This is a genomic window from Spiroplasma monobiae MQ-1 (genome assembly GCF_002865545.1).
In the GTDB taxonomy this organism is placed as follows: domain Bacteria; phylum Bacillota_I; class Bacilli_A; order Mycoplasmatales; family Mycoplasmataceae; genus Spiroplasma_A; species Spiroplasma_A monobiae.
This window is the reverse complement of sequence record NZ_CP025543.1, coordinates 808,840-834,993: the sequence shown is the minus strand read 5'-3', so window position 1 is coordinate 834,993 and position 26,154 is coordinate 808,840. Positions and strand designations below refer to the sequence as shown.

Annotated in this window: 26 protein-coding genes and 1 pseudogene; 26 read left to right on the top strand and 1 reads right to left on the bottom strand. The window is 30.5% G+C overall.

All coding sequences use genetic code 4. From position 1 onward, the window contains the following. The first annotated feature begins 3 nt into the window (after positions 1-3). The 6 genes from rpsG to pepF all read left to right on the top strand — a co-directional run bounded on the left by rpsG (position 4) and on the right by pepF (position 7,739). On the top strand, positions 4-471 hold the full coding sequence (gene rpsG / locus SMONO_RS03970) for a 30S ribosomal protein S7 (RefSeq protein ID WP_101781047.1): 468 nt from the start codon (positions 4-6) through the stop codon (positions 469-471). A 23-nt stretch (positions 472-494) separates the two neighbouring features. Beyond that, a complete protein-coding gene (gene fusA, locus SMONO_RS03965) occupies positions 495-2,564 on the top strand; it encodes an elongation factor G (RefSeq protein WP_101781046.1) in 2,070 nt (689 codons plus the stop codon). Between the two features lie 115 nt (positions 2,565-2,679). Beyond that, positions 2,680-3,867, top strand: coding sequence for an elongation factor Tu (tuf, locus tag SMONO_RS03960; protein ID WP_101781045.1), 1,188 nt, complete (start codon positions 2,680-2,682; stop codon positions 3,865-3,867). Between the two features lie 74 nt (positions 3,868-3,941). Then, positions 3,942-4,529: a GIY-YIG nuclease family protein gene (locus SMONO_RS03955; protein WP_101781044.1), complete on the top strand. Its 588-nt coding sequence runs from the start codon at positions 3,942-3,944 to the stop codon at positions 4,527-4,529. A 46-nt stretch (positions 4,530-4,575) separates the two neighbouring features. Then, the gene (locus tag SMONO_RS03950; RefSeq protein WP_101781043.1) at positions 4,576-5,913 is read left to right on the top strand and encodes a M17 family metallopeptidase; all 1,338 of its coding nucleotides are present in this window, start codon (positions 4,576-4,578) and stop codon (positions 5,911-5,913) included. Positions 5,914-5,960: 47 nt separating this feature from the next. Further along, positions 5,961-7,739 (top strand): oligoendopeptidase F, encoded by a 1,779-nt coding sequence (pepF, locus tag SMONO_RS03945; protein WP_101781042.1) that lies wholly within the window; start codon positions 5,961-5,963, stop codon positions 7,737-7,739. 22 nt (positions 7,740-7,761) lie between these two features. On the opposite strand, the gene SMONO_RS03940 is transcribed toward pepF, so the two are convergent. Beyond that, entirely contained in the window at positions 7,762-8,634 is an 873-nt protein-coding gene (locus SMONO_RS03940; RefSeq protein ID WP_101781041.1) for a Cof-type HAD-IIB family hydrolase, read from the bottom strand. 128 nt (positions 8,635-8,762) lie between these two features. Between SMONO_RS03940 and SMONO_RS03935 the strand changes: the two genes are divergently transcribed. From SMONO_RS03935 to SMONO_RS03840, 20 genes and pseudogenes are all read left to right on the top strand, one after another. After that, positions 8,763-9,023 carry a hypothetical protein gene (locus SMONO_RS03935; RefSeq protein WP_101781040.1) on the top strand — a complete coding sequence of 87 codons (261 nt, stop codon included), beginning with the start codon at positions 8,763-8,765 and terminating at the stop codon, positions 9,021-9,023. 52 nt (positions 9,024-9,075) lie between these two features. Next, on the top strand, positions 9,076-11,751 hold the full coding sequence (gene alaS / locus SMONO_RS03930) for an alanine--tRNA ligase (RefSeq protein WP_101781039.1): 2,676 nt from the start codon (positions 9,076-9,078) through the stop codon (positions 11,749-11,751). A gap of 39 nt (positions 11,752-11,790) precedes the next feature. Next, positions 11,791-12,804 (top strand): acyltransferase family protein, encoded by a 1,014-nt coding sequence (locus tag SMONO_RS03925; protein WP_101781038.1) that lies wholly within the window; start codon positions 11,791-11,793, stop codon positions 12,802-12,804. Positions 12,805-12,874: 70 nt separating this feature from the next. After that, positions 12,875-13,603: a hypothetical protein gene (locus SMONO_RS03920; RefSeq protein ID WP_101781037.1), complete on the top strand. Its 729-nt coding sequence runs from the start codon at positions 12,875-12,877 to the stop codon at positions 13,601-13,603. Between the two features lie 41 nt (positions 13,604-13,644). Next, entirely contained in the window at positions 13,645-18,603 is a 4,959-nt protein-coding gene (locus tag SMONO_RS03915) for an ABC transporter permease (RefSeq protein WP_101781036.1), read from the top strand. Positions 18,604-18,753: 150 nt separating this feature from the next. Beyond that, positions 18,754-19,062, top strand: coding sequence for a 30S ribosomal protein S10 (gene rpsJ / locus SMONO_RS03910; protein ID WP_020834754.1), 309 nt, complete (start codon positions 18,754-18,756; stop codon positions 19,060-19,062). Between the two features lie 52 nt (positions 19,063-19,114). Beyond that, complete coding sequence (gene rplC / locus SMONO_RS03905; protein WP_101781035.1) at positions 19,115-19,840, top strand: 50S ribosomal protein L3; 726 nt, start codon at positions 19,115-19,117, stop codon at positions 19,838-19,840. Between the two features lie 20 nt (positions 19,841-19,860). Then, positions 19,861-20,487 carry a 50S ribosomal protein L4 gene (gene rplD / locus SMONO_RS03900; RefSeq protein ID WP_101781034.1) on the top strand — a complete coding sequence of 209 codons (627 nt, stop codon included), beginning with the start codon at positions 19,861-19,863 and terminating at the stop codon, positions 20,485-20,487. Next, positions 20,487-20,771, top strand: coding sequence for a 50S ribosomal protein L23 (gene rplW, locus SMONO_RS03895; RefSeq protein ID WP_101781033.1), 285 nt, complete (start codon positions 20,487-20,489; stop codon positions 20,769-20,771). Before rplD ends, rplW begins: the two co-directional genes overlap by 1 nt. Before the next feature lie 59 nt (positions 20,772-20,830). Continuing rightward, on the top strand, positions 20,831-21,673 hold the full coding sequence (gene rplB / locus SMONO_RS03890; protein WP_101781032.1) for a 50S ribosomal protein L2: 843 nt from the start codon (positions 20,831-20,833) through the stop codon (positions 21,671-21,673). Between the two features lie 14 nt (positions 21,674-21,687). Beyond that, positions 21,688-21,957: a 30S ribosomal protein S19 gene (rpsS, locus tag SMONO_RS03885; RefSeq protein ID WP_020836709.1), complete on the top strand. Its 270-nt coding sequence runs from the start codon at positions 21,688-21,690 to the stop codon at positions 21,955-21,957. A gap of 26 nt (positions 21,958-21,983) precedes the next feature. Beyond that, the gene (rplV, locus tag SMONO_RS03880; RefSeq protein ID WP_101781031.1) at positions 21,984-22,319 is read left to right on the top strand and encodes a 50S ribosomal protein L22; all 336 of its coding nucleotides are present in this window, start codon (positions 21,984-21,986) and stop codon (positions 22,317-22,319) included. A 16-nt stretch (positions 22,320-22,335) separates the two neighbouring features. Further along, positions 22,336-23,046 carry a 30S ribosomal protein S3 gene (gene rpsC, locus SMONO_RS03875; RefSeq protein ID WP_101781030.1) on the top strand — a complete coding sequence of 237 codons (711 nt, stop codon included), beginning with the start codon at positions 22,336-22,338 and terminating at the stop codon, positions 23,044-23,046. Positions 23,047-23,048: 2 nt separating this feature from the next. Beyond that, complete coding sequence (gene rplP / locus SMONO_RS03870; RefSeq protein WP_100917037.1) at positions 23,049-23,462, top strand: 50S ribosomal protein L16; 414 nt, start codon at positions 23,049-23,051, stop codon at positions 23,460-23,462. Positions 23,463-23,482: 20 nt separating this feature from the next. Further along, positions 23,483-23,863: pseudogene (rpmC, locus tag SMONO_RS04395) on the top strand (50S ribosomal protein L29); the annotation flags it as partial. Between the two features lie 533 nt (positions 23,864-24,396). Continuing rightward, positions 24,397-24,654 (top strand): 30S ribosomal protein S17, encoded by a 258-nt coding sequence (gene rpsQ, locus SMONO_RS03860; RefSeq protein WP_101781028.1) that lies wholly within the window; start codon positions 24,397-24,399, stop codon positions 24,652-24,654. Between the two features lie 18 nt (positions 24,655-24,672). Further along, positions 24,673-25,041: a 50S ribosomal protein L14 gene (gene rplN, locus SMONO_RS03855; protein WP_101781027.1), complete on the top strand. Its 369-nt coding sequence runs from the start codon at positions 24,673-24,675 to the stop codon at positions 25,039-25,041. 14 nt (positions 25,042-25,055) lie between these two features. After that, the gene (gene rplX, locus SMONO_RS03850; RefSeq protein ID WP_101781026.1) at positions 25,056-25,373 is read left to right on the top strand and encodes a 50S ribosomal protein L24; all 318 of its coding nucleotides are present in this window, start codon (positions 25,056-25,058) and stop codon (positions 25,371-25,373) included. A 32-nt stretch (positions 25,374-25,405) separates the two neighbouring features. Next, positions 25,406-25,945 carry a 50S ribosomal protein L5 gene (rplE, locus tag SMONO_RS03845; protein ID WP_169918219.1) on the top strand — a complete coding sequence of 180 codons (540 nt, stop codon included), beginning with the start codon at positions 25,406-25,408 and terminating at the stop codon, positions 25,943-25,945. Positions 25,946-25,964: 19 nt separating this feature from the next. Further along, positions 25,965-26,150 (top strand): type Z 30S ribosomal protein S14, encoded by a 186-nt coding sequence (locus SMONO_RS03840; RefSeq protein WP_020834740.1) that lies wholly within the window; start codon positions 25,965-25,967, stop codon positions 26,148-26,150. Positions 26,151-26,154: the final 4 nt, after the last annotated feature.

Below are 26,154 nucleotides of genomic sequence, written 5' to 3'. Positions count from 1 at the left end.
ACCATGCGTAAACATCAAGCAGAAAAAAGAGACGTGTTACCAGATCCAATTTATAACTCAAAATTAGTTACAAGAGCAGTTAACAAAATTATGTTAGACGGTAAAAGAGGAACAGCTCAACACATCTTATACAAAGCTTTCGAAAAAATTCAAGAAAAAACTGGAACTACTCCAATTGAAGTTTTTGATAAAGCTATTGAAAACATTAAACCTCATTTAGAATTAAAAGTTCGTCGTATTGGGGGAGCAAACTATCAAGTTCCTGTTGAAGTTTCAACAGACAGAAAAGTAACTCTAGCTTTAAGATGATTAATCAATTATTCAAGATTAAGAAACGAAAAAGAAATGGTTGATAGATTAGCAAACGAAATTATTGATGCATCTAACGGAGTTGGTGGATCAGTTAAAAAACGTGAGGATACTCACAAAATGGCTGAAGCTAATAAAGCATTCGCACATTATCGTTGATAATAGAAAATTAAGGAGAAAAGAATATGCCTAGAGAATATAGTTTAGATATGACTCGTAACTTTGGTATTATGGCTCACATTGATGCTGGTAAAACTACTACAACAGAACGTATCTTATTCCATACAGGTAAAATTCACAAAATTGGTGAAACTCACGAAGGTGAATCACAAATGGACTGAATGGCTCAAGAACAAGAACGTGGTATTACTATTACTTCTGCTGCAACAACAGCATTCTGAGCAGACCACAGATTTAACATCATTGATACTCCTGGTCACGTTGACTTCACAGTTGAAGTTGAAAGATCATTAAGAGTTCTTGATGGAGCGGTTGCTGTATTAGACGGTCAAAGTGGGGTTGAACCTCAAACTGAAACTGTTTGAAGACAAGCAACAACATATAGAGTACCAAGAGTTGTTTTTGTTAACAAAATGGATAAAACAGGAGCTGACTTTTTATACTCAGTAAAAACAATCGGAGATAGATTGGGAGCAAAAGCCGCACCTATTCAATTACCAATTGGAGCAGAAGATCAATTCAGCGGAATCATTGATTTAGTTGAAATGAAAGCATGAGGATTTGATGGAGCTGCAGATGAAATTGCAAAAGAAATCGAAATCCCAGCTGATTTAAAAGATAAAGCTGAAGAGTTAAGAGCTCAATTAGTTGAAATGGCTGTTGAATACGATGAAGAATTAATGATGAAATTCTTAGATGGTGGAGAAATCACAATCCCAGAATTAAAATCAGCAATTCGTAAAGGTGTTATTTCAGCAGAATTCTTCCCAGTATTAGCTGGATCAGCATTCAAAAACAAAGGTGTTAAATTATTATTAGACGCAGTTGTTGCTTACTTACCTTCACCATTAGATGTACCTGCTATTAAAGGGGTATTACCAAATGGAGAAGAAGCTGAAAGACCTGCCGCAGATGAAGCACCATTTGCCGCATTAGCATTTAAAATTATGACTGACCCATTCGTTGGTAAATTAACATTCTTTAGAGTTTACTCAGGGGTATTAACAAAAGGAAGTTACGTATTAAATGCAACTAAAGATAAAAAAGAACGTGTTGGACGTTTATTAAAAATGCACGCCAACAACCGTGAAGAAATCGAAGAAGTTTATGCTGGAGATATCGCAGCAGCTGTTGGTTTAAAAGATACAACAACTGGAGATACTCTTACAGATGAAAAAAACGAAATTATCTTAGAATCAATGGTATTCCCAGAACCAGTTATTCACTTAGCGTTAGAACCAAAAACTAAAGCTGACCAAGAAAAACTAGGGTTATCATTGAACAAATTATCAGAAGAAGATCCAACTTTCAGAACTTATACAGATGAAGAAACTGGACAAACAATTATCGCCGGAATGGGTGAATTACACTTGGACATCATTGTTGACCGTCTAAAAAGAGAATTCAAAGTTGAAACAAACGTTGGAGCTCCTCAAGTTTCATACCGTGAAACAATTAAAGGATCAGCAAAAGTTGAAGGTAAATATGTTAAACAATCAGGAGGACGTGGACAATATGGTCACGTTGTGATTGAATTCGAACCAAACCACGACAAAGGGTTTGAATGAGTTGATAAAATTGTTGGGGGTAAAATCTCAAAAGAATACATCAATGCTGCTAGAGTTGGACTTGAAAACTCATTACAAAACGGTGTTATCGCTGGATTCCCAATGATAGACGTTAAAGCAACAATCGTTGATGGATCATACCACGATGTCGACTCAAACGAGATGGCATATAAAATTGCTGCATCAATGGCATTAAAAGAAGCTGCTAAAAAAGTTAATCCAGTTCTTTTAGAGCCTATTATGTCAGTTGAAGTAACTGTGCCTGATGAATACTATGGGGATGTAATGGGTAACATTTCATCAAAACGTGGTCTAATCGAAGGATCAGAACAAAGAGGGAATGCACAAACTATTAAGTCTAAGGTTCCTTTATCAGAAATGTTTGGTTATGCAACAGAGTTGCGTTCATTTACACAAGGACGTGGAAACTATACAATGATTTTCAGTCACTATAATGAAGCACCAAAAAACATTGCTGAAGAAATTATCAAAAAACAAGGTAAATAATACCTGCTTATCAAATTAAAAAAGTATTGTACTTTAAAGAAAATCTATTTATAATTATTAGGACACTTGGTCGCAATAAAAATAAATAAGAACCAAATGGAAGGAAACAAAAAACATGGCAAAAGAAGCATTTGACCGTAGTTTACCTCACGTTAACATTGGAACAATCGGACACGTTGACCACGGTAAAACTACTTTAACAGCTGCAATTACAAAAGTATTAGCAGAAAAAGGTGGAGCAGAATTCAAAGATTACGCAAATATTGATAATGCACCAGAAGAAAGAGAAAGAGGTATTACAATTAATACTTCTCACGTTGAATATAAAACAGAAAACAGACACTACGCACACGTAGACTGTCCTGGACATGCCGATTATGTTAAAAACATGATCACAGGAGCTGCACAAATGGATGGTGGAATCCTAGTTGTTGCTGCAACTGACGGGCCAATGCCACAAACAAGAGAACACATCTTATTATCAAGACAAGTTGGAGTACCTTCAATCGTTGTTTTCTTAAATAAATGTGACATGGTTGATGACGAAGAATTAATCGACTTAGTTGAAATGGAAGTTAGAGACTTATTATCAGCTTATGACTTTGACGGAGACGGAGCACCAGTTGTTCGTGGATCTGCTTTAGGAGCTTTAAATGGAGATGCTAAATGAGTAGCTCAAGTTGAAGAATTAATGAAAGCAGTTGACGAATACATCCCAACTCCAACTCGTGATACAGATAAAACTTTCCTAATGCCTGTAGAAGATGTATTTACAATTACAGGACGTGGAACAGTTGCAACTGGTAGAGTTGAACGTGGAGTTGTTAGAGTTAACGACGAAGTTGAAATCGTTGGATTAGTTGAAGAAAGTAAAAAAATCGTTGTTACAGCATTAGAAATGTTTAGAAAATTATTAGACTTTGCTGAAGCTGGAGATAATGTAGGAGCATTATTAAGAGGGGTTGACAGAAGCGACATCGAACGTGGACAAGTTCTTGCAAAACCAGGAACAATCAAACCTCATACAAAATTAAATGCATCAGTTTATGCTTTAACACAAGAAGAAGGTGGAAGACACAAACCATTCTTCAACAAATACCGTCCACAATTTTACTTTAGAACTACAGACGTTACTGGAGAAGTTCACTTACCAAGTGGAACAGACATGGTTATGCCTGGAGATAACGTAGAATTAGTTGTTGAATTAATCAAACCAATCGCTGTTGAACAAGGAACAAAATTCTCAATCCGTGAAGGTGGAAGAACTATTGGTGCCGGAACAGTTGTTTCAATCGTTGAATAATTAAACAATATAAAAATAAGAATTCCCTTTGGGAATTTTTTTAATTTATAATCTAGTTATAAAGGTACAAAAAAATGGAATTAAGTAATCAATTCAAATTAGTTAACAAAATTAAAAACTCAAGAGATCCTAGGGTAAAATCTTTCTCCGAGGATTATTTAATGCATAGAATTTCAAAATTTTTAAAAACAAGAACAGTTTTAAATTTAGAAGATATAAGACAAATAAAAGACAGGGTTGCTGGAACATATTTGTTGTATTCAATTTCTAATGGAAAGTTAAAGTTTTGTTATATTGGAGAATCTACAAATGTATTTGAAAGATTTAAGCAACACATAAATGGGTTTTTAAGAGGAAAAGACAGTTTATACTCTAAAATGAGAAAAAAAATTAAAGATATAAAAGAAATTAGTTTTGTTGTTTTAGATGAAATTGAAGATCAAAATAACAGACTTAAAAAAGAAACTTATTATATTTACACAATGAAATCTAAATTCTTTTCTTTAAATTCTAAATTAGCAAACAGAAGACTTAGATGTCCAAGTGGTCATGGTATGGTTAGAACATTTATGACATACGATAAAAATGCAAAAGATTTAAAGCTAATTATTTATGGAAAGTGCAGAAATAAAATCTGCAAAATGACCTTTGTTATAAACTAATGAAAAAAAGTGATATTATATTCTTGTATTTAAAGGAGAAAACAAAATGATAACTAATAACGGACCAAAATTTCTATTAACTTTAAAAGCCGTTGACTCAAAAAACACAGTTAACGACTTAGTTATAAAAGAAGATGGCGCTACAACTTTAATAAGTGAAGATAAAATTCTTTACTATTACATTGGAGACAAAAAATGTTTAAATGATTTAGGAAAAAATTTAGAAAAAATTGTTAAATCAAACAAATATGAATTAAATATTGATGTTGATTCATTTGTAAATGCTTTCCTTGAACCTGAAGAAGCTTTCCAAAAAATTATTGAATCAGTAGTTTTTGCTTCACACAAAGAACTTGATTACAAAGAAAGTTCTTCAACACCAAAATCAATTAACTTTATGTTTGATGAAGAATACACACCATTGTTTGAAGCATCAATGATCAAAGTTGAATATATGAACTTTGCAAGAGATCTACAAGATCTACCACCAAACATTGGTACATCAGTTGAAATTGCAAATAGAATAGTTGAAAAAGCTAAAGATGTACCTAATGTAAAAGTTACTGTATATGACAAAAAACAAATTGAAGATATGGGTATGGGCTTATTACTTTCTGTAAACGCAGGAAGCCATGTTGAACCTAGAGTTGTTACTGTAGAGTACACTACAGATACTTCTAAAAAGAAAACAGCTTTAGTAGGTAAAGGGATAACTTTTGATACAGGTGGATATAATTTAAAACCATCAAACTTTATTGAAAACATGAAGTTTGATATGTCTGGAGCTGCAATAGTTTCTTCAACAGTTTTTGCATTAGCAAAAGCAAAAGCAAAAGTTAATGTTATATCAATTGCTTTATTAACAGATAACAGAATCGGTGGACATGCCACTCTTACAGAATCAGTTATTAAATCAATGAATGGTAAAACTGTAGAAATAACAAATACGGATGCTGAAGGAAGATTGGTATTGGCTGATGGTCTTACTTTTGCAACTAGAGTTGCCAAAGCTGATAAAGCAATTACTGTTGCCACTTTAACAGGAGCTATAGGGGTTGCTTTGGGTAGCTGATTCACAGGAACTTTCTCACCAAGTGACGATTTCTATACAGAATTTGAAGAGGCTGCTAAAAAAGCTCAAGAACCTGTTTGAAGATTACCGATGATTGATGAACATTTAAAAGCAATGCAGTGTTCAAAAGTTGCTGACTTAGCAAACTCAGAACCAGGAAGATCTGCTGGATCTTCAACTGCAGCAGCATTCTTAAATTCATTTGCTGAAGACAAGGAATATATTCATTTAGACATAGCTGCAACAGCAGATACTGACAAGCGTGGTAGAGCACCAATGCTAAGAACTATGTTTGAATTATTAAATAAATAAAATCTAAAAATCTCGTTAAGAGATTTTTTATTTTATATAATATTTTTATGAAAAGAAAACAAGCAGAAAAAAAATACAAATGAGATTTTTCTCATCTATACAAAAACTTTGGCGAATGGAAAGAAGATTTACTTAAAGCAAAAAGTATTTGTAAAGAAATTGAAAACATGAAAGGAAAATTAAATCAAAAGGAGAGCTTTATTAATTACTTAGAATTAGATAAGAAAAAGGATTTTATTTTAACAAAGCTAAATCAATATGCTCACTTAATAGACATAGACCAAACAAATAATGAAAATCAAGAAATTAGCTCTATGTTAGATAACTTTTATCAAAAGATTAAAGTCAAGACTTCTTTTATTTCAAATGAACTAAAAGAAGTGGGTGAAGAAAGTATTTTAAAATGATTAGAAGAAACCGGAAAAACAAGTTATAAGTATTACTTTAGGACTTTTTTTAAATCATCAAATTTTATATTATCTAAAAATGAAGAAGAATTAATGAGCAAACTTGAAAGAAGTAGAAATGCAGTGGGCAATTTATATGATTCCCTTGCATATGCTGATAGAAAATCTGAAAAAATTATATGAAATTGTGAAGAAAGAGAATTAACATCTTCCTTGTATAAAGAGATAATGGAAGATTCAAAACCTGCAGAAGACCAATTAAAAAGAAGAGAAGCTCAAAGTCTATATTTTAAAAATTTTATATCAAGAAAACACAGTTTTGCAAAAATATATGAAGCAATAATTCAAGAACAATATGAAAATAAATTAGTTAGAAACTATAAGTCAATACTAGAAATGAATCTATTCGAAGATCAAGTAGATTTAGAAATTTATATTAAATTCATTGAGTTTGGTAAGAATAATATAGAACCATTCAAAAAGTACAACAGACTTATAAAAAAGATTTGCAAATTAGATAAATTCTATTCTACAGATAGACTATTAAAAATTACAAAAAATTATAGTAAAAAATTTTCAGTTGAAGAAGGTATAAATATAGTAAAAAATTCCTTAAAAGTTTTGGGAGAACAATACTTAGAAAAAGTAGATATTGCTTTTAAGGATAATTTAATAGATTACTATGAAGATAACAACAAATCTGATGGAGCATATTCTTCTGGTGGAAATGGAGTTGAACCAATAATTTTGATGAATTGAGACAACAAACTGGGTTCGGTAAGTACATTAGCACATGAAATTGGTCATTCTGTACATACTCTTTTTTCAGATGAAGAACAGACTTATCCATTAAATAATTATCCAATCATTTTAGCTGAAGTTGCTTCTACATTTAATGAACACTTATTGTTTGATTATTTATATTCAAATACAAACGATGTTGAAGAAAAAAAATATTTATTACAACAAAGACTATTCGACTTAATATCAACATTCTATAGACAAATACAATTTGCAGATTTTGAATACAGTGCACATAAGTTAATTGAAGAAGACAAACCAATTACAACAGAAATTTTAAAGGAATTGTTCGTTAAAAAGCAAAATGAATTTGGTTATGATGAGTTTGAAGATAGTGAAGAAGATAATTACTCATGACCATACATTTCACATTTTTTTCAATCTCCATTCTATGTTTATAAATATGCAATAGATTTAGTTGCAAGTTACAAACTTTACAATGATTTCAAAAAAGGAAATAAGCATAATGTATTAAACTTTTTAAAAAGTGGAGGTTCAAAAGAACCTTTAGAAATACTAAAAGAAGTTGGGATAAATTTCACCAAAGAAGAAACCTACATGCCTTTGATTTTAGAAATTGAAAATCTTGTAAATCAACTAGAGGAATTAACAAAATAAAAAACTGGCTTTGCCAGTTTTTTTAAACTTCTAAACCATTTAGAAGTTTGTCCAAGTATTCTCCTACTCCACCTTCATTATTTGTTAGGTTTGTAATACCATCTGCTATATTTTTAAGTTCGTCATTTCCATTTTTCATAGCAACTCCATAACCGACTTTTTGAATCATTTCATAGTCATTCATTTGATCTCCAAATGCTATTACGTCTCTTATATCTTTATTGTAATATTGAGCTAAAATGTCAGTAACAAAACCCTTGTTAACAATTTTATTTGTTAATGTAACCATTAATTTTGAATTTTTACTTAAATTACCATAAACATTTCCTGATTGTATTTTTATGGTGTTTTTAAATTTTTCTAAAACTCTTAAAACTTCATCTTTGTTATCTTCTGTATCTATAAAAAGAACAACATTTGTTGCAGCTCCCTCTCAATGTTCATAAGGATCAATAACTTTATATTCATCATCAGCCACGTCATCCAAGTGGAAAAAGTTTTCAACAAATTCATCTCTTTCTCTTACCATTGCTTTATTGTATGATTCTACAAGAATGTTTGAGATAGAACTTTTTATTTTTGGGTGGTTCATTATTTCTGTAACGATTTCCTCACTTATTGGAAATACTATTCTTTTGAATTTTTTAGTTATTGGGTCATGTATATGAGCACCATCAAAGTTTGTTAATAAAGTTTTTAAACCAAGTTCGTTGTAAAAACGAATACTTGCTCTGTGTGGACGACCAGTTATTATGCAAACTTCGTGTCCTTGATCTTTGGCTTTAATTAAAGCATCTTTTGTTAATTGGTGAATTTCCTCACCATTAGACATTAAAGTTGTCCCATCTAAATCTATTAAAATAAGCCTTTTTTTAGATAAGTGTTGTAATTGCATATAATTCACTCCTTTACATATAATTATATATGTTTTTAAATTAGTATTTAAAGTATTTAATTTAGTTATAAAAATCTCCTAGATATGAGATGTTTTTTGTTTTAAAATAATTATTAGAGGAAATTAATATGCAAAAAATTTTATTAGATGAAATAGCGACAAACGCCTGAAGCAACGCACTTCTTTGTGAATGTGGAAAAGAAGAGGATAAACATGATATTCACAGATTATGCATAGTTTGTTTAGAACCAATGAATTATAATGAACACTATTCAAAATTAAATGATAGTAAATCTTGAAATATAAAATTTTATAATAACGAAAATTACAATGAAGTTGAATTTAGCGGAATAACAATGGCAGTTCATAAAGGGTGTTTTATAAAATAAATAAACGCTTATATGCTAAAATTATTTTGTTATCTGTAAGGAGAAAATATAAATGAAAAAACTTTCTGCAAATGAAATTAGACAAATGTGATTAGAATTTTTTAAATCAAAAAATCACTATTTTTTGGAACCAGCTAGTTTAGTTCCCGTTGATGATCCAAGTTTATTGTGAATAAATTCTGGAGTTGCAACTTTAAAACCATACTTCGATGGTAGAATGAATCCTCCTTCACCAAGATTAACTAACTCACAAAAATCAATTAGAACAAACGATATTGAAAATGTGGGTGTTACTGCAAGACACCAAACAATGTTTGAAATGCTAGGTAACTTTTCGATAGGTGATTACTTTAAAAAAGAAGCAATAGAATTTGCTTGAGAGTTATTGACTTCAAAAGAGTGATTTGATATTGATCCAGAACTATTATACATAACTGTATTTAATGAAGATCAAGAAGCTTATGATGTTTGAACAAAGATAATTGGTATAAAAGAAGACCATATTTTTAAAGGAACAAGAGATACAAATTTCTGAGATGTTGGTCAAGGACCTTGCGGACCAAATACAGAAATCTTTTTTGATCGTGGAATTAAATGAGATCCAGAAAACATCGGACCAAAATTATTGGAAGATGATATTGAGAACGACAGATATATTGAAATTTGAAACATAGTATTTTCACAATTCAATAATGATGGAAACAATAATTATGCAGAACTTCCAAGGAAAAATATAGATACAGGTGCCGGATTTGAAAGGCTTGTATCAATTTTTCAAGATGCTCCAACAAACTTTGAAACAGATATATTTTTTCCAACAATTAAAGAAGTTGAAAAACTATGTAATTCCGATTTCAAATATTCAATTGAAAATTATTACAACGAAGATAAAGAACAAACTAAAATTAATACTGGATTTAAAGTTATTGCAGATCACGTTAGAGCGGTTGTTTTTGCGATAAGTGATGGGGTTTTTCCTGGCAATAAAGATAGAGGATATATAATTAGAAGATTAATTAGAAGAAGCTCTGTTTATGGAAGAAAACTAGGAATTCAAGAAGCTTTCTTATACAAACTTGTTGATAAAGTTATAGAGGCTATGAAAAATTTTTATCCATATTTAATAGAAAAAGCAGATTCTGTAAAAGAAATAATTAAACAAGAAGAATTGAGATTCTTAAAAACTCTTTCAAAAGGTTTTGAAAACTTAGAAAATATGATCAAAACAGAAAATAAAATAACTGCTAAAAATGCATTGTTATTATTTGAATCATTTGGTTTTCCTATTGAATTAACTGTTGAAATTGCAAATGAATCAAATGTAGAAGTTGATTTAGAAGGTTATGAAACTTTATTAGAACAAACAAAAGAAATCGCAAGAAACTCAAGAAAAGATGATAAGGCATGAAATAAACAATCGGCCATATTGACTGGATTAAAAGTTGAAAGTGAATTTGTTGGTTACGATGTTGAAGAAATTCAAACAAAAGTTAACTTCATATTTGAAGATGAAATAGAATTGAAATCAGCTAGTGATAAAGTTGTGTTTGTAACTTTAGAAAAAACTCCTTTTTATGCAGAAAAGGGAGGTCAAGCATCGGACAATGGTTATTTGGTTGATAAAAACGAAAATCGCCATTTGGTTATAGATGTACAAACAGGACCAAATGGGCAACACATTCACAAGGTACAAGTGAATGGAACTTTAAATGTATTAGATACAGTAAATGCAGAGATTAATGGTGAAAAACGTTTCTACACAATGAAAAATCATTCAGGTACTCATATTTTACAAGCTGGAATTCAAGAAGTGCTTGGAAAAGATGCTCTACAAAGTGGTAGTTATAATGATGAAAATGGTTTAAGAATTGATATTTCTTACAACAGATTACCAAGCCAAGAAGAGTTGGATAAAATTCATAATGCAATAGCAAGAGAAATAAGAAAATCAATACCAAGAGAAGTGATTTACTGTTCGCTTGATGAGGCCATTGAAAAACACAATGCTTTAGCTTTATTTACTGAGAAATATGGTGGAACAGTAAGAGTTATTAAATTTGGAACTTTTTCATGTGAACTTTGTGGTGGAACGCATGTTGAAAATACAAGGGACATAGAAGATCTATTAATAACAAGTGTTGAATCAAAAGGTAGTGGTGTATTTAGGTATCATGCCGTTACAAGTCATAAGGAAGTTGCAAATTATTTAAATGAGCAATTTAGAAAACAGAAAACAGAAATATCTTCAATTATAGATAAATTCAATAACTTTAAAACCAGAGTTAAGAATGACTTCATTGAAAATGAAATCAATTCAATTATTTCTATGGAAGTAACAAAAGATAATCTAATTAGCATAAAAGAAAAAGTAAATGACTTAAAAAATTCATTTAAACTTTATCAAAAAGAAGTTGAAGATATATTGATAGAGGAAAGTTTGGCCAAATACTCACAATTAGAGCCGGTAGAATCAAATGGTATTAATTTAATAGATGTTGAAATAAATGATCTTGAAATGAAAGGTTTAAAAGCTCTTTCAGATAAATTACAAAATAAATTTGAAAATTTAGTAATCAAATTTGCAAATACAAAAGATAAAGTATTTATAGTTTCTGTCAGTGAAAATATTTCAAATGAAAACAAAGCTATTGATATATTTAAAAATAATGGAAAACATGAAGTGAAAGGTGGGGGTAATAATACCTTCGCTCAAGGAAAAATAGTTTAAAAAATACATTAGGGGTACTAATCCCAATTAAGGACACTTATGAGAAAAACAAATATTGAATTGCTAAGGTTTATAATGTGTATAACTGTTGTTTTATATCACACAAGAATTGACTCTTCTTATGTTTTTTCTGTTTTTTCTCCAATAATAGGTAGTGGTGTCCTTGTTTTTGGTCTTATATCTGGTTATATGATGGTGGATAAAAAATCCCCCAACATTTCAAGACTTATAATAACAATATTTTATTATCTTTTTATTGTCATTGCTTTAAACTTATTGTTGGAATACGCTTTTATAGCGGTTGTTGATGGTTTTGAAAGTAGATATGGCAAAAACGGTTGACTAATACATCATGGAACAATAAATATGTGATACATATGAGCATTATTGTTTGTATACTTAATTTCTTTTGGTATTAATAGGTTTTTGAAAAGAACAAATAAGTGAATTTCTTTATCATACATATTTGTTTTGTATCTTATATTTATGTTTTTAGTTGTTTATTTACAATATTATAAAAATTTCTCATTATCTAATATTTTTTACTTAACCATGGTTTATATGTTTGGTGGCTGATTGAAGTTACATTCTAATAGTTTAAAATTTAAAAATTTTGACTTACTTAATTTACTTGCTTGGGTTTGATTGAGTAGTATCATGATTATAAACACATTAATAATTATATTGGTTGGTCCAGGTAAAAACACATTTTTCGGCAATAGCAATTTTAGTTCAGTTTTTAGTGCTATTTCAATTTTTTATCTTTTTAATAAACTTAATATAAAGGATAATAAATTTTTACTATTTCTTGGTAGACTGTCTATTCCAATTTATTTTATACACTGATCTTTAATTGATTTAATAAAATTATTTACTATAGGAATAACTACATCTAATGAATTTAATTTTCTATTAATTTCAACAATAGATTTTGCAGTTACTTTATTTATATCGTTTTTGCTTTTATATCCCGTGGAGTGAGTAATAAAAAATACAGACATACTGTATAAAATAACTTTAAATAAAATGAAGGCACAAATAAACGCATTTTAAATTTAAATTTTGTGCTTTTTTTTTTTTTTTTAAATTATAATTATTTTTAAGTGAGAAAGATAAAAAAAGTATGAAAAAAATTAGGGAAAATAAAAATTTAATAATATTTTTTACAATAATTTTTTTGTCATTTCCAATTCAAAACTTATTTGAAAATAAAACTGTTGTTGTATCTATTTCATTATTCATAAATGTAATACTAATATTAATATCATTTTATTTCGTAACTGCATTCTCTTCAAAATTTTTAAAGCATGCAGAAGATTATAATTTTGAATTGTCAAAAGGTAACTTAGAAAATATTAACTCGTTAAATAGAAATTTTAGATTTTATATTACAATGTTTACAATTTTAGCTTTGTTTACCATTTCTATAATTTCAACATACAGTTCACTATCTTATACAGATAAATTGGCTGGAGAAATTGAATGATGAAATAAAAATCAATTATACAAATACTTAAATTTTGATTATTTTAACATAGCGTTTTTTTGCTTAATGTTATTAATAAATATATTGTTTCTATATGCAGTTGGTTACATAGTTTCTTGTCTATTTATTTATTCAATAATGAAAATTGTATTCACTTCAAATAGAGTCTTTATTGAAAAAATTTATAAAAAATCAATCGTCTTAAGCTTTATAATTAAAAAATTAATGCAAAAAATGGCTCAAGCCAACCTAAAAATAGAGTCTATTGAAAAAACTTGAAAAGATAAAATTATATTGATTAGCAATATCGAGTCTGAAGAACTTAAAACAATCAAAAAAGGAAATACACCTCCTGAACTTTTTTAATTTTTAAAATAAATAAATAATTAGAAAAGAGAAGGAAAAAAATGAAAAAAAGTAATTTTTTCTTGTTGATAAAACAAGGAATTAAAGGTGTATTTAGATATAAAACGCAATTTACATTAATAGTTATTTTAGGTTTTTTTGCATCACTTATTTTGAGTGTTACAAATTCAATAAATGACAGAATGACCAGTGAATACAATAGAACTATGGAAAAAGTAGATAAGTTTGACTTTTATGATGAAAAATCTTTAGAAACATCAAATGCACTAAATTCCAAAACAATGGTACCTATAATGGATTTTATATCTAACGAATATATTGAAAGTAGTGACGGAACATTAACTTATAATGTAAATGTTTCAAGTGCCTCTGATCCAGAAAATAAAACATTTATAACAAACGTTTTTGAGTCTGAAGATTTCAAAAATGAATTTACAAAACTTATAAATAAAGAAGATTACAACAAGTCTTGATTTGATTATAAAATCGAAATTGGTTCTGGTGAGGAAGCTAGATATTTTAATGCTTATGGAATGGATTCTAAAGGATCTAATAAAAATAAAACTAACTATTGAAGTCAATTTTTAGAAGAAGATAGTGAAGGTTTTGAAAGAAATCTACCCCCCTTAAAAATTTATACTGATGAATCTCAATCTTATTTGGCAAAACAAATTTCTGAATTTTCTCTATACACAATATCAGAATTAAAAAAGAGTTTTGTTGAAAGTATTAAAGATATATCTGGTCAAAATTCTATGTTTGGAATAATGGTTAAAAATAATCAAATTTCGGAAAAAAATATTAAAGTAGATAACTTTAATTATGATGGATTGTCTGACTTTGATAGAGAGTTAAATACCTATATGGATTTGGCTTTTCTTTCAATAGTTATACAAATAAATAAAATGATTCATGATTATGTTCAATATCATATGGAAAATGCAATTGCAGAAAGTTTTGAACAAGGACAAGAAGCTGTAAAAACTAATTTCGAAATTAAGAGCCAACTAAATGAATCAAACCCAGATAACAAGAATGCAAAAACTCTTTATAAATGATTATTTGGTGCGTCTCCCGAAAAAGATAAAAGCTTTTATGAAACTGGCGCAAATGGTCAATTAGCTCATTTTGAATCTAATGGAAAAATAGTTCCTGCAGATGGATTAAAGATAATTGATACAGGAAGATTTTTAGAAAATGAACTAAAAGATAAAAAGGGATTTATTAAAAAAGATCAATATAATTGAGAAAATGCAGATATAGCATCTACATACTTTATAAGACAAAAATTACTTGGAATTGCTTCAAGTGTAAATGTTTATTCAAGAATTGAATCTATTTACTCAGATAACTCTTCAGAAAAACATTACAGAATGATACTTATGGACGAATGAACAGAAGGAAACATGACTGTTTATGAAGGTAATAAGCCTAGAACAAGAAATGAAGTATTACTAAACCCTCAATATGCAAAGGCAAACGGTATAAAAATAGGCTCAAACATAAAAATAGGTGATGCGAATTTAACTGTATCTGGTTTTGCGGCGGACCCTTATACAAACTTTCCAATAGCTGATTTAACAGTTCCTTTCCCCAATAACAAAAAGGGTGCAATTGTTTATGTTAATAGAAATATTGTTGAAAAAATACTTACAACAAATGAGGCGAAGGTAACAACAACAAATGTTTACAGGTTTTTAACTGTTAATGACAAAAATGCTGTTGAAAAAAATATAAGCCTTTTTAACTCATTAAATTTTGATAAAACAGATAATATAAAAGAGGATTTAAAAAATATTACACTTAATGGTAATGGAAATATTTCTCAAGTAAATAAAGATTTTACAAGTTATAAGGGTAGTGCTTTATCTATGAATTGAGAACTAACTCCAATGGTTTTAAAAACTTTTTCTTCTGTTTCATATGTGGTTTGTATAGTTATTTTGGCAATTTGTTTAACAACAATGTTAATAGCTATTAAAAAAACTATTCAATTTAATGCTGGAGAAATAGGTATTATGAAGGCTTTGGGTACTAAAAATAGTCAAATAGCTTTTTCATATATTTCATACGGGCTAATATTGTTATTGTTTGTAGTTCCTTTATCTTGGTTTATTGGAGGATATGCTCAAGAATCATTTTGTAGACTTTTCCTTTCTTATACTGGCGGGGCATACAATCAAGCTAGATTTAATGGTTGATCACTGGGAGCTTTAATGTTGCTGTTCGGTGGATTTACAATAATAGTTTCTTATATAACTGCAATTTTATTAATAAATAGACCAGTTTTAGAAATTATAAATAAAAAAGAGACTGTAAAGAGAATTCAATGAATTGATAATCTTAAACTTAAAATGACTAAAAATACTAAATTTACAACTAAATTTAGTATAGAGTTGGCAATAAGTGGTATGAAACCAACTCTAATATCTACATTTACAATTTTAATTTCCTCTTTATTAATAACATCATCAATGTCTATTCCTGGAATGGTTAATACTGCTGTTACCTCATATTATAAAAATGTTAAATATGCTAACAAAATTGAAAATTTAGAACCAATAGGTAACTCTCCTTTATCTAAAACAAGTTTATCAGCTTGAAATGGAGTCGATTATTATGATCAATTCTTAAATAATGTTACTGGAAGCTTTGGAGAAACTAATTATATGAGCACATCGGTAACTGATGTAACAGGAATTAACGATTATTCAATAATTCCAAAGTTCTTCTATAATAAAGATACTAAACAATTTGACTGAGCATTAGATAAATTATCAAGTGATTCATTATTAAAAATGATAGGTTATATTTTTGGTAATAATATTCCTCAAACTTTGGGTAGAGCAATTAGTATGGCAGATATTCAAAGAATATTGGAATATGTGATACATGATAATAGCAACAAAACCGCTCAAGATAGAATATCAAAAGTTGATGATTTATCAGCTGTTCTTTCTAAGGGGTTGCCCCCAATATTAAGTGCAATTTTCCCTGGTGAAATAAGCAGTGAAGAGAGTGATGGATGAAAAGAAGCTATAATGGCTGCTATATTAAGTCAAACACCTAGTTATGTGAAGAGTTTCTTGAGCAAAAGTGAAAACAGATATAATCAATATACTTTCGGTTGAACATTTTCTAATTATGTACCAGGAGAAGATGATTTCTATACAAATACAGAATTCACGACCGAAGCAAAAGATATGCTATTGACTGGAATTCAATCCAATCAAAAGGCATACAACTTAAAATCAGATGCTAAAAAAATGTTTTTAAGCGACAAAAATATAAAAGATTTAAGCCTTCTATTAAACGGGGAGGAAATCGCAGAAGATATAGTGACTGATGGTGGTTTCAAACTTTATTCTAAAGGAACTGGAACTTTGAATATACCAGTAACTATGAATGACCAAGCAAAGTTTGTATTAAATAAGTCAAAAGGAAACTCAATACCTATTGGTAGTTTCAAAGCTAAAAGATTTGTTATGTCAAGTGATGGTGTTGATATACCTAATAGTGCTTGAGTTTATGATGATAATGATTGAGCAATCATTAATTCAAAGAATTCTACAAGCAAAACGAAAGAATGAAGTATTGAAAATTATTTGGATCCTTCAAGTTTAGATACTTCTAAGTTTACATTTGCAAATACATATAATTATTTAGGTGAAAAGGATATGACATTACAAGGAACAAAAAATGTTATAGAATTGTCAGATATGGCTATGGCTTTTGCTGATATTTCTTCTGGTACTGGTGTAATTAGACCTTACTATGGATATGATAACTTATTAATGTTTATACCATCAAAATACGAAAAAGACTTAACGGCACTATCAAAAGGGTCTGAAAAAGGGGGAAAACAGGGTTGACATGGTGTGGTTGGTTCAAACAAAGTCCCTCAAAAAATAAAAGAAGATTGAAATAGAGCTATGAATTCTAAATATGATGGTGATTATATTTGAATAAGACCTTATTCATTGACTTATGATGAAACATATAAACCAGAAGAAGCGGAAGTTGGCTCTGAGTTAGGTAACTTACTTTCTTGAAACAACTCTTTCCTAAGACAAAATTTATTAGAATCAAAACCTGGATTTATCGATAGAGATATTGACATGAAGTTTGCAATTTCTGATATAAATTTAGTTCCTGTTTCTACTGTTGATGTTTATGGGAGCAACATTATTTTAGCAGATCAAGGACTTACTAATTTGGTTCATGGTTATTCAACAAGTAAATACACACCTTATAACTATGTTTATGAATATGAAAAAGCTGGAAGTTATATGGTGGGGGATAAGAAAATAGATACATATAATTGAAATAGTCCTAAGGATTTGGTAGATGAAAATCGAAGATCAATAGAAGATCAAATTTGAGGTAATGATGAGCAAAAAACTTATAAACCAAATAGCTGGTTTAGTGGAATTATGTCTCAATCAAAAGAGCCTTACTTCCTAACTAGTCAAGCATCATTTTCTAAATCTGTTAGAACTGGAGAATATACCCTTAGTGGTGGAAGTCAATACTACGATACTTTAGAAATGAAAAATGTTGAGTTCCTTTCCGAACAAAAGGCATTAATAAATCAAATTGCAAATCTAGTATTAACAATAGCTCTAGCATTTATTGTTGTTATTGTTATTACAGCAACTTTATCGATGATAATAATTACAGATTTATATGTAAATCAATATAGAAAATTTATGGTTGTTATGAAATCTCTTGGATATTCAAACTGAAAAGTTATCAAATATTCATTTGGAACATTAACAATACTTGCTGGAATTGCTATGATATTAGGAATTTCAGGTAGTGCAGTACTAGTGACTGTATCTGGAATATTCATTAAAAATAATGTTGGTTCAATTCCTTTGGGATTAAGTTGATGAGCATTATTAGCTTCAACTATAATGGTTGTAACCAGTTATATAACTTCTATATTAATTACAACTTATAAAATAAGAAAAGAATCACCCGTTTCATTGATGAAATAATTATAAATAACTAAATCGACTAAAAAGTTGATTTTTTTATTTATTTCCTTGCTTTTTAAATATCGTTGTGTGATAATTGAAAGGCATGTACATCTTGTGTTCATTAAGACAACACACTGAAAAGGGTTGTCAATGTTGAAGGAGGACCAAATGGCTCAACAAAAAATTAAAATCAAACTTAAAGGTTACGATCACGCTATTGTTGACCAATCAATTGCTAAAATTATTGAAGCAGCTGAGTCAACTGGAGCTAAAGTTCGTGGACCTATTCCATTACCAACAGAAAAACAAATTATTACAATATTAAGAGCTACTCATAAATACAAAGATAGTAGAGAGCAGTTCGAAATGAGAACACATAAAAGAATACTTGAGATAGTTGAACCAACACCTAAAACAATGGACTCATTAACAAGAGTTCAATTGCCTACTGGTGTTAACATCGAAATTAAATTATAGTAAACAATCAAGATATACATGAACAACATAAAAAAATACAGGAGGAAATATCATGAAAGGAATCTTAGGACGTAAGTTAGAGATGACTCAAATCTTTAGTGAAAACGGTAAATTAATTCCAGTTACTGTTATTGCAGTAGAACCAAATACAGTTTTACAAGTAAAATCAGTTGAAAAAGATGGATACCAAGCACTAAAATTGGGAACAATCAATAAAAGAGCTAACTTATTAAATAAACCAGATATGGGTCAATTTAAAAAAGTTAACTCAGAACCTAAGCGCTTCGTAAAAGAAATCAGAGATATGGAAGGATACGAAATAGGTGCATCATTTAATGCAGCCGACGTATTCAACGCTGGTGAATTTGTGGACGTTACAGGTATATCAAAAGGTAAAGGATTTGCAGGAGCAATCAAAAGACATAATTACTCAAGAGGACCTATGGGTCACGGGTCAGGATACCACAGAGGTATTGGATCAATGGGAGCAATTATCAACAGAATCTTCAAATCTAAAAAAATGGCAGGTCACATGGGACATGAACAAGTGACAATCCAAAACTTAGAAGTAATAAAAATCGATACTGAAAGAAATTTAGTTTTAGTTAAAGGATCAGTTCCTGGTCCAAGAAAAGGCTTTGTTGTAATTAAACAAAACGTTAAAGGTAGAAAAGCGCAAGAAGCAGTTTCATTGTTATCAAGAAACACTGCTACTAAAGCTGTAGTTGAACCAACTCCAGCTCCAGTGGTAGAAGAAACAGCTCCTGCAGCTGAATAATTAGGAGGATACAATTTAACATGAAAGCACAAGTTTTAGATGTTAAGGGAACATCTCTTAAAGAAATTACATTAAACGATAAAGTTTGAGGTATTGAACCTCATCAACAAGCAATCTTTGATACAGTTGTTTCACAACAAGCTGCATTAAGACAAGGAACAAGAAAAACAAAAACTAGAGCTGAAGTTCGTGGTGGAGGTAGAAAACCTTGAAGACAAAAAGGTACAGGACGTGCCCGTCAAGGTTCTATTAGAGCTCCACAATGAAGAGGTGGGGGAGTAACTTTTGGTCCTACACCAAACATTAACTACAAAAAAGCGGTTAATAAAAAAGTTAGACAATTAGCTATCAGAAGTGCTTTAAGTATTAAAGCAAAAGAAGCAAACTTAGTTGTATTAGACAAATTTGCATTCTCAAAACCTTCAACAAAAGAAATGTTAGCAATTATGAAAAACATTAAAGTTGAAGATCAAAAAACATTAATAGTAACTAAAGAACACGAAGAATTAGTTGTTAAATCAGCAGGAAACATTCCAGGAGTTAAAACATTAGACTTCCAAAAAATGAACATCTTTGATTTATTAAATGCAACTAAATTAGTTGTTACTGAAGATACTGTAAACAAAATCGAGGAGGTGTATGCATAATGCATTTAACACAAGTTATTAAAAAACCTTTGTTAACTGAAAAGACTTACTTAGGTCAACAAAATGGTGCGTACACATTTGTTGTTGATAAAAAAGCAAACAAAACATTAATTAAAAAAACATTCGAAGAAATTTTCCAAGTCAAAGTTAAGGATGTTAGAACTATGAACTATGATGGAAAAGATAAAAGAATGGGAAAATTTGTTGGTAAAACAGCAGGTTTCAAAAAAGCCATCATCGTATTGAAAGATGGAGAAACATTAGATATCTTATCAGACTTATAGAATTAAGAAATTAATCACTAAGAAAGAAACAAGATTAGGCGAAAACAGGAGGATATATTATGCCAATCAAAAAATATAAGCCTACGACCAATGGTCGTAGAAACATGACCAGCTTAGATTATAGTATCCTTACAACTTCAAAGCCTGAAGGTTCATTGGTTTCAAAACTAAATGAAAAGGCTGGAAGAAATAATCACGGTCAAATAACTACTCGCCATAAAGGTGGAGGACACAAAAGAAAATATCGTATCATTGATTTCAAACGTAATAAATTAGATATTGCCGGAAAAATTGCAACTATCGAATATGACCCAAACAGAAACTCATTTATCTGTTTAGTTAACTATATCGATGGAGAAAAAAGATACATCTTATTTGCAAAAGGTATGCAAGTAGGACAAGAAATTATTGCTGGTGAAAATGCAGATATCAAAATTGGTAATGCAGCACCAATGAAAAACATTCCTGAAGGAACATTAATTCACAACGTTGAATTAAGACCAGGAAAAGGTGGACAAATCGCACGTAGTGCAGGAAGTTCAGTACAAATCTTAGGTAAAGATGAAGATGGAAAATACATCACTTTACGTTTAGGTTCAGGAGAAGTTAGAAAAGTGCTTGCCGAATGTTATGCAACAATAGGTGAAGTAGGAAATGAAGAATACAACTTAGTAAACTGAGGAAAAGCTGGAAGAAACCGTTGAAGAGGAATTAGACCAACAGTTCGTGGGTCAGTTATGAACCCAATCGATCACCCTCACGGAGGGGGAGAAGGTCGTGCTCCAATCGGGCGTAAAGCTCCATTAACACCATGAGGTAAAAAAGCTCTTGGTGTTAAAACACGTGATAAAAAGAAAGCTTCTACTAAATTAATAGTAAGAAGAAGAAACGATAACAAATAGGAGGATTTGAATAAATGTCTAGATCATTAAAAAAAGGACCTTTTGCTGATGACTACTTAATTAAAAAAGTAGAAGCATTAGGTGAAAAAAAAGAAACAATTAAAACTTGATCACGTCGTTCAACAATCTTTCCAAGTTTCGTTGGTCACACATTTGGAGTTTACAACGGAAAAGAATTTATCCCAGTTTATGTTACAGAAGATATGGTAGGTCACAAATTAGGAGAATTTTCACCAACACGTAAGTTTGGTGGACACGGTGATGACAAGAAAAAGAAAAAATAATCATTAGGAAATAGGAGTTTCAAAATATGGAAGCAAAAGCAAAATTAACAATGATTAGAATATCACCTAGAAAAGTTAGACTAGTAGCCGACTCTATCAGAACAAAAAAAATATCAGAAGCTGTAGCAATTCTTCAAAACCAAGACAAAAGATCTTCAGAACCAGTATTAAAATTATTAAACTCAGCTGTAGCAAATGCCGTTAACAACAACGGTATGGAAGCTGACCAATTATTTGTTAAAACAATCTTCGTTAACGAAGGACCAACATTAAAACGTTTTAGACCAAGAGCTCATGGTAGAGCATATGAAATTTTAAAAAGAACTAGCCACATTACAATCGTGGTTAGCGACGAAAGATAGGAAGGAATTATAGAGTATGGGACAAAAAGTATCTCCAAACGTTTTACGTATAGGTGTTATTAGAGGTTGAGATAACCGTTGATACGCTGAAAAAGGTGAATATGTTAAGTGATTACACCAAGATATCAAAATTAGAAAAGCTGTTGAAAAACAATTAAGAAACGCAGCAATTTCAAAAGTTGAAATCGAAAGAACTAAAAAAGAAATCACTCTAGTAATTCGTTCTGCTCGTCCAGCAATCGTTCTTGGACAAGAAGGTAAAAATGTTGAAAATATCGTTTTAACAGTAAGAAAAACAATCAAAGACAGAAAAGCTGATGTAAAAGTCAAAGTAATAGAAATTAAAAACCCAGATGTTGATGCAAAATTAGTTGCAACATTTATCGGTGAACAAATTACAAACCGTGCATCATTTAGAACTGTACAAAAATTAGCAATTAGAAAAGCATTAAAAGCAGGAGCTAAAGGGATTAAAACTTCAGTTTCTGGAAGACTTGGAGGAGTTGAGATGGCTCGTACTGAAGGATACCTAGAAGGTTCAGTGCCATTATCAACTTTAAGAAGTGATATCGATTATGCTCTATATGAAGCAAGAACTACATATGGACAAATCGGGGTTAAAGTTTGAATTAACCACGGGGAAATTATTGGAAAACAAAATCAAAACAATTCAAAAGTTATTGAGGATAAAAAACCTCAACAAAGAACACCAAGGGAGGTTAAATAGTTATGTTAATGCCCAAAAGAGTTAAATTCCGTCGTCCTCACAGAGTGAGTTATGAAGGAAAAGCAAAAGGTGGAAAATTTATAGCGTTTGGTGAATACGGATTAATGTCTTTAGATGGTGCTTGAATTACTTCAAGACAAATTGAGGCAGCTCGTATTGCTATGACACGTTATATGAAACGTTTTGGAAAAGTTTGAATTAGAATATTCCCTCACATGGCTAAAACTAAAAAACCATTAGAAGTACGTATGGGTTCAGGTAAAGGATCTCCTGAAGAATGAGTGGCAGTAGTTAAAACTGGTCAATTTATGTTTGAAATTGGCGGAGTTTCAGAAGAAGTTGCTCGTGAAGCCTTACGTCTAGCAATGCACAAATTACCTGTGCGTTGTAAAATCGTTAAGAGAGGTGATGAATAATGTCTAAAGCAGTTGACTTCATGATGGAATTAAGAACAAAATCAGTTGAAGATTTAATCAAACTTGGTGAAGATCGTCGTGCTGAATTATTCGCACTAAAATTCCAAGCTGCAGTAGGTAGTTTAGAACAAACTCACAGAATTCCTTCACTTAAAAAAGACATAGCAAGAATTGAAATGTTATTGAGTGAAAGAAAAAAAGCTGGAGAAGATGTTAATAAAACTATTAAAGCAGATTACTCAAAAGCTGTTTCAGAAGCTGAAAAAGCTGGAAAAGAAGTTCGTCAAAAACACAAAGAAATGATTGAAAAACTTCAACAAGAACAATTCGGAGCAGACACAGGTGTTTCAGAAGATGCAATTATGGCAGCAATGCAAAATGCAACTTCAGAATCAACTGAAGCTCCTGTAGAATTAGAAGCTGCTCCTAAAAAAGAAGCTGCTCCTAAAGCAACTACAACTAAAGCAGCAGCACCAAAAGCTGAAGCAAAAGTAGAAGAAAAAGCAGCAGCACCAAAAGCAGCAGCTAAATCAACTACAACTAAAGCAGCAGCTCCTAAAAAAGAAGCTGCTCCTAAAGCAGAAGCAGCACCAAAAGCTGCTCCTAAAGCAGCAGGTAAAACTACTGCTGAAGTTAAAAAACCTGCAGCACCAAAAACTACTGTGAAAGCAGTAGAGGCTGGTGAAGCAAAAGCAACCGGAAAAGGAAAAGAAGCACTTAAAGGTGTTGAAGTAAAACCTATGAAAGTTGGTGTAGCTAAAGGTGAAGATATCGAAGGTATTGATTTAAAACTTACTGGGAAACCAAAAGATGCTAAAACATATACATTCGGATCAAACGCTGAAGAAGCTAAAAAACAAATCGAAGAAGCTAACAAAAAACTAGCAGAAAAAAAAGCAGCAAAATCTACAACAACAAAAGGAGCTAAATAACCATGGAAAGAAATTTAAGAAAAACTTACACTGGTAGAGTAGTTTCAGACAAAATGGATAAAACTATCACTGTTTTAGTTGAAACATACAAAAACCACCCAATTTACAAAAAACGTGTTAAGTATTCAAAAAAATACAAAGCACACGATGAAAATTCACAAGCTCAAATGGGAGACAGAGTTGAAATTATGGAAACTCGCCCAATGAGTAAAACTAAAAACTTTAGACTTGTTAGAGTTGTTGAAAAAGCAATTATCTAATTTCAGAGGTACAACAGAATGATACAAAATGAATCAAGATTAAAAGTCGCTGATAACTCAGGTGCTAAAGAAATTTTAGTTATACGTAATTTAGGTGGAAGTGTTAGAAAGTTCACAAACATTGGAGATATTGTTGTTGCAACTGTTAAATCAGCATCACCTGGTGGAGCTGTTAAAAAAGGACAGGTTATTAAAGCTGTTATTGTTAGAACTGTTAGAGGTTTAAGAAGAGCTGATGGAACATACATTAAGTTTTCAGAAAACGCAGCAGTAATCATCAAAGATGATAAATCACCAAGAGGTACTCGTATCTTTGGTCCAATCGCACGTGAAGTAAAGGACGCTGGATTTGCTAAAATAGCATCTCTAGCTCCTGAAGTGTTATAGGAAGGGAAGCTTTTATGAATAAATCAAAAATCTTAAGAGGAGATGTTGTAAAAGTTATCGCCGGAAGTCACAAAGGTAAAGTTGGACCAGTAGTTAAATTATCAAAAGATAAAAAAAGAGTTTACGTTGAAGGAATCGTAGCAATTAAACATGCAAAACCTTCACAAACTGATCAAGAAGGTGGAATTAGAGAAATTCCTGCATCAATCGATGCTTCAAACGTTTCACTTGTTGATCCAAAAGCGAAAGATAACGCTACAAGAGTTGGATACAAAATTGCAGATGGAAAAAAAGTTAGAATTGCTAAAAAATCTGGAACAGAAGTTAAATAGGAAAGGGATAAGTTAGTATGGCAAAAGCAAATATTAATAGATTAGAAAAACAATATAAAGATAAAATCATCCCAGAATTATTTAAAGAAAAGCAATATAAATCAATCATGCAAGTTCCAAAAATCACAAAAGTAGTTATCAACATGGGAATTGGAGAAGCTGTACACGATACTAAGAAATTAGACGATGCAGTTCTTGAATTACAACAAATCACAGGTCAAAAACCTCTAGTAACTAAAGCTAAAAAATCTTTAGCTGTGTTCAAATTGCGTGAAGGTATGCCAATTGGAGCAAAAGTTACTTTAAGAGGTAAAAGAATGTATGAATTCTTAGACAAATTAATATCAGTTGCGTTACCACGTGTGCGTGACTTTAGAGGGGTACCTAAAACTAGTTTTGATAAACAAGGAAACTACACAATGGGTATTAAAGAACAAATTATCTTCCCAGAAATTGATTATGATAAAGTAAAAAAAGTTCGTGGGATGGACATAACAATCGTTACAACAGCAACTAACAAGGACGAATCATTTGCATTACTACAAAAAATAGGAATGCCTTTCGTTAAGTAATTGAGGAGAATAGGATAAAATGGCAAAAAAATCACTAAAAGTAAAACAAGCAAAAGTCCAAAAATTCAAAGTTAGAGAATACACACGTTGTGGAAATTGTGGTAGACCTCATTCAGTTTTGAGAAAATTTAATCTATGTCGTGTATGCTTCAGAGATCTAGCATACAAAGGACAAATCCCTGGTATTAAGAAAGCTTCATGATAGTGAA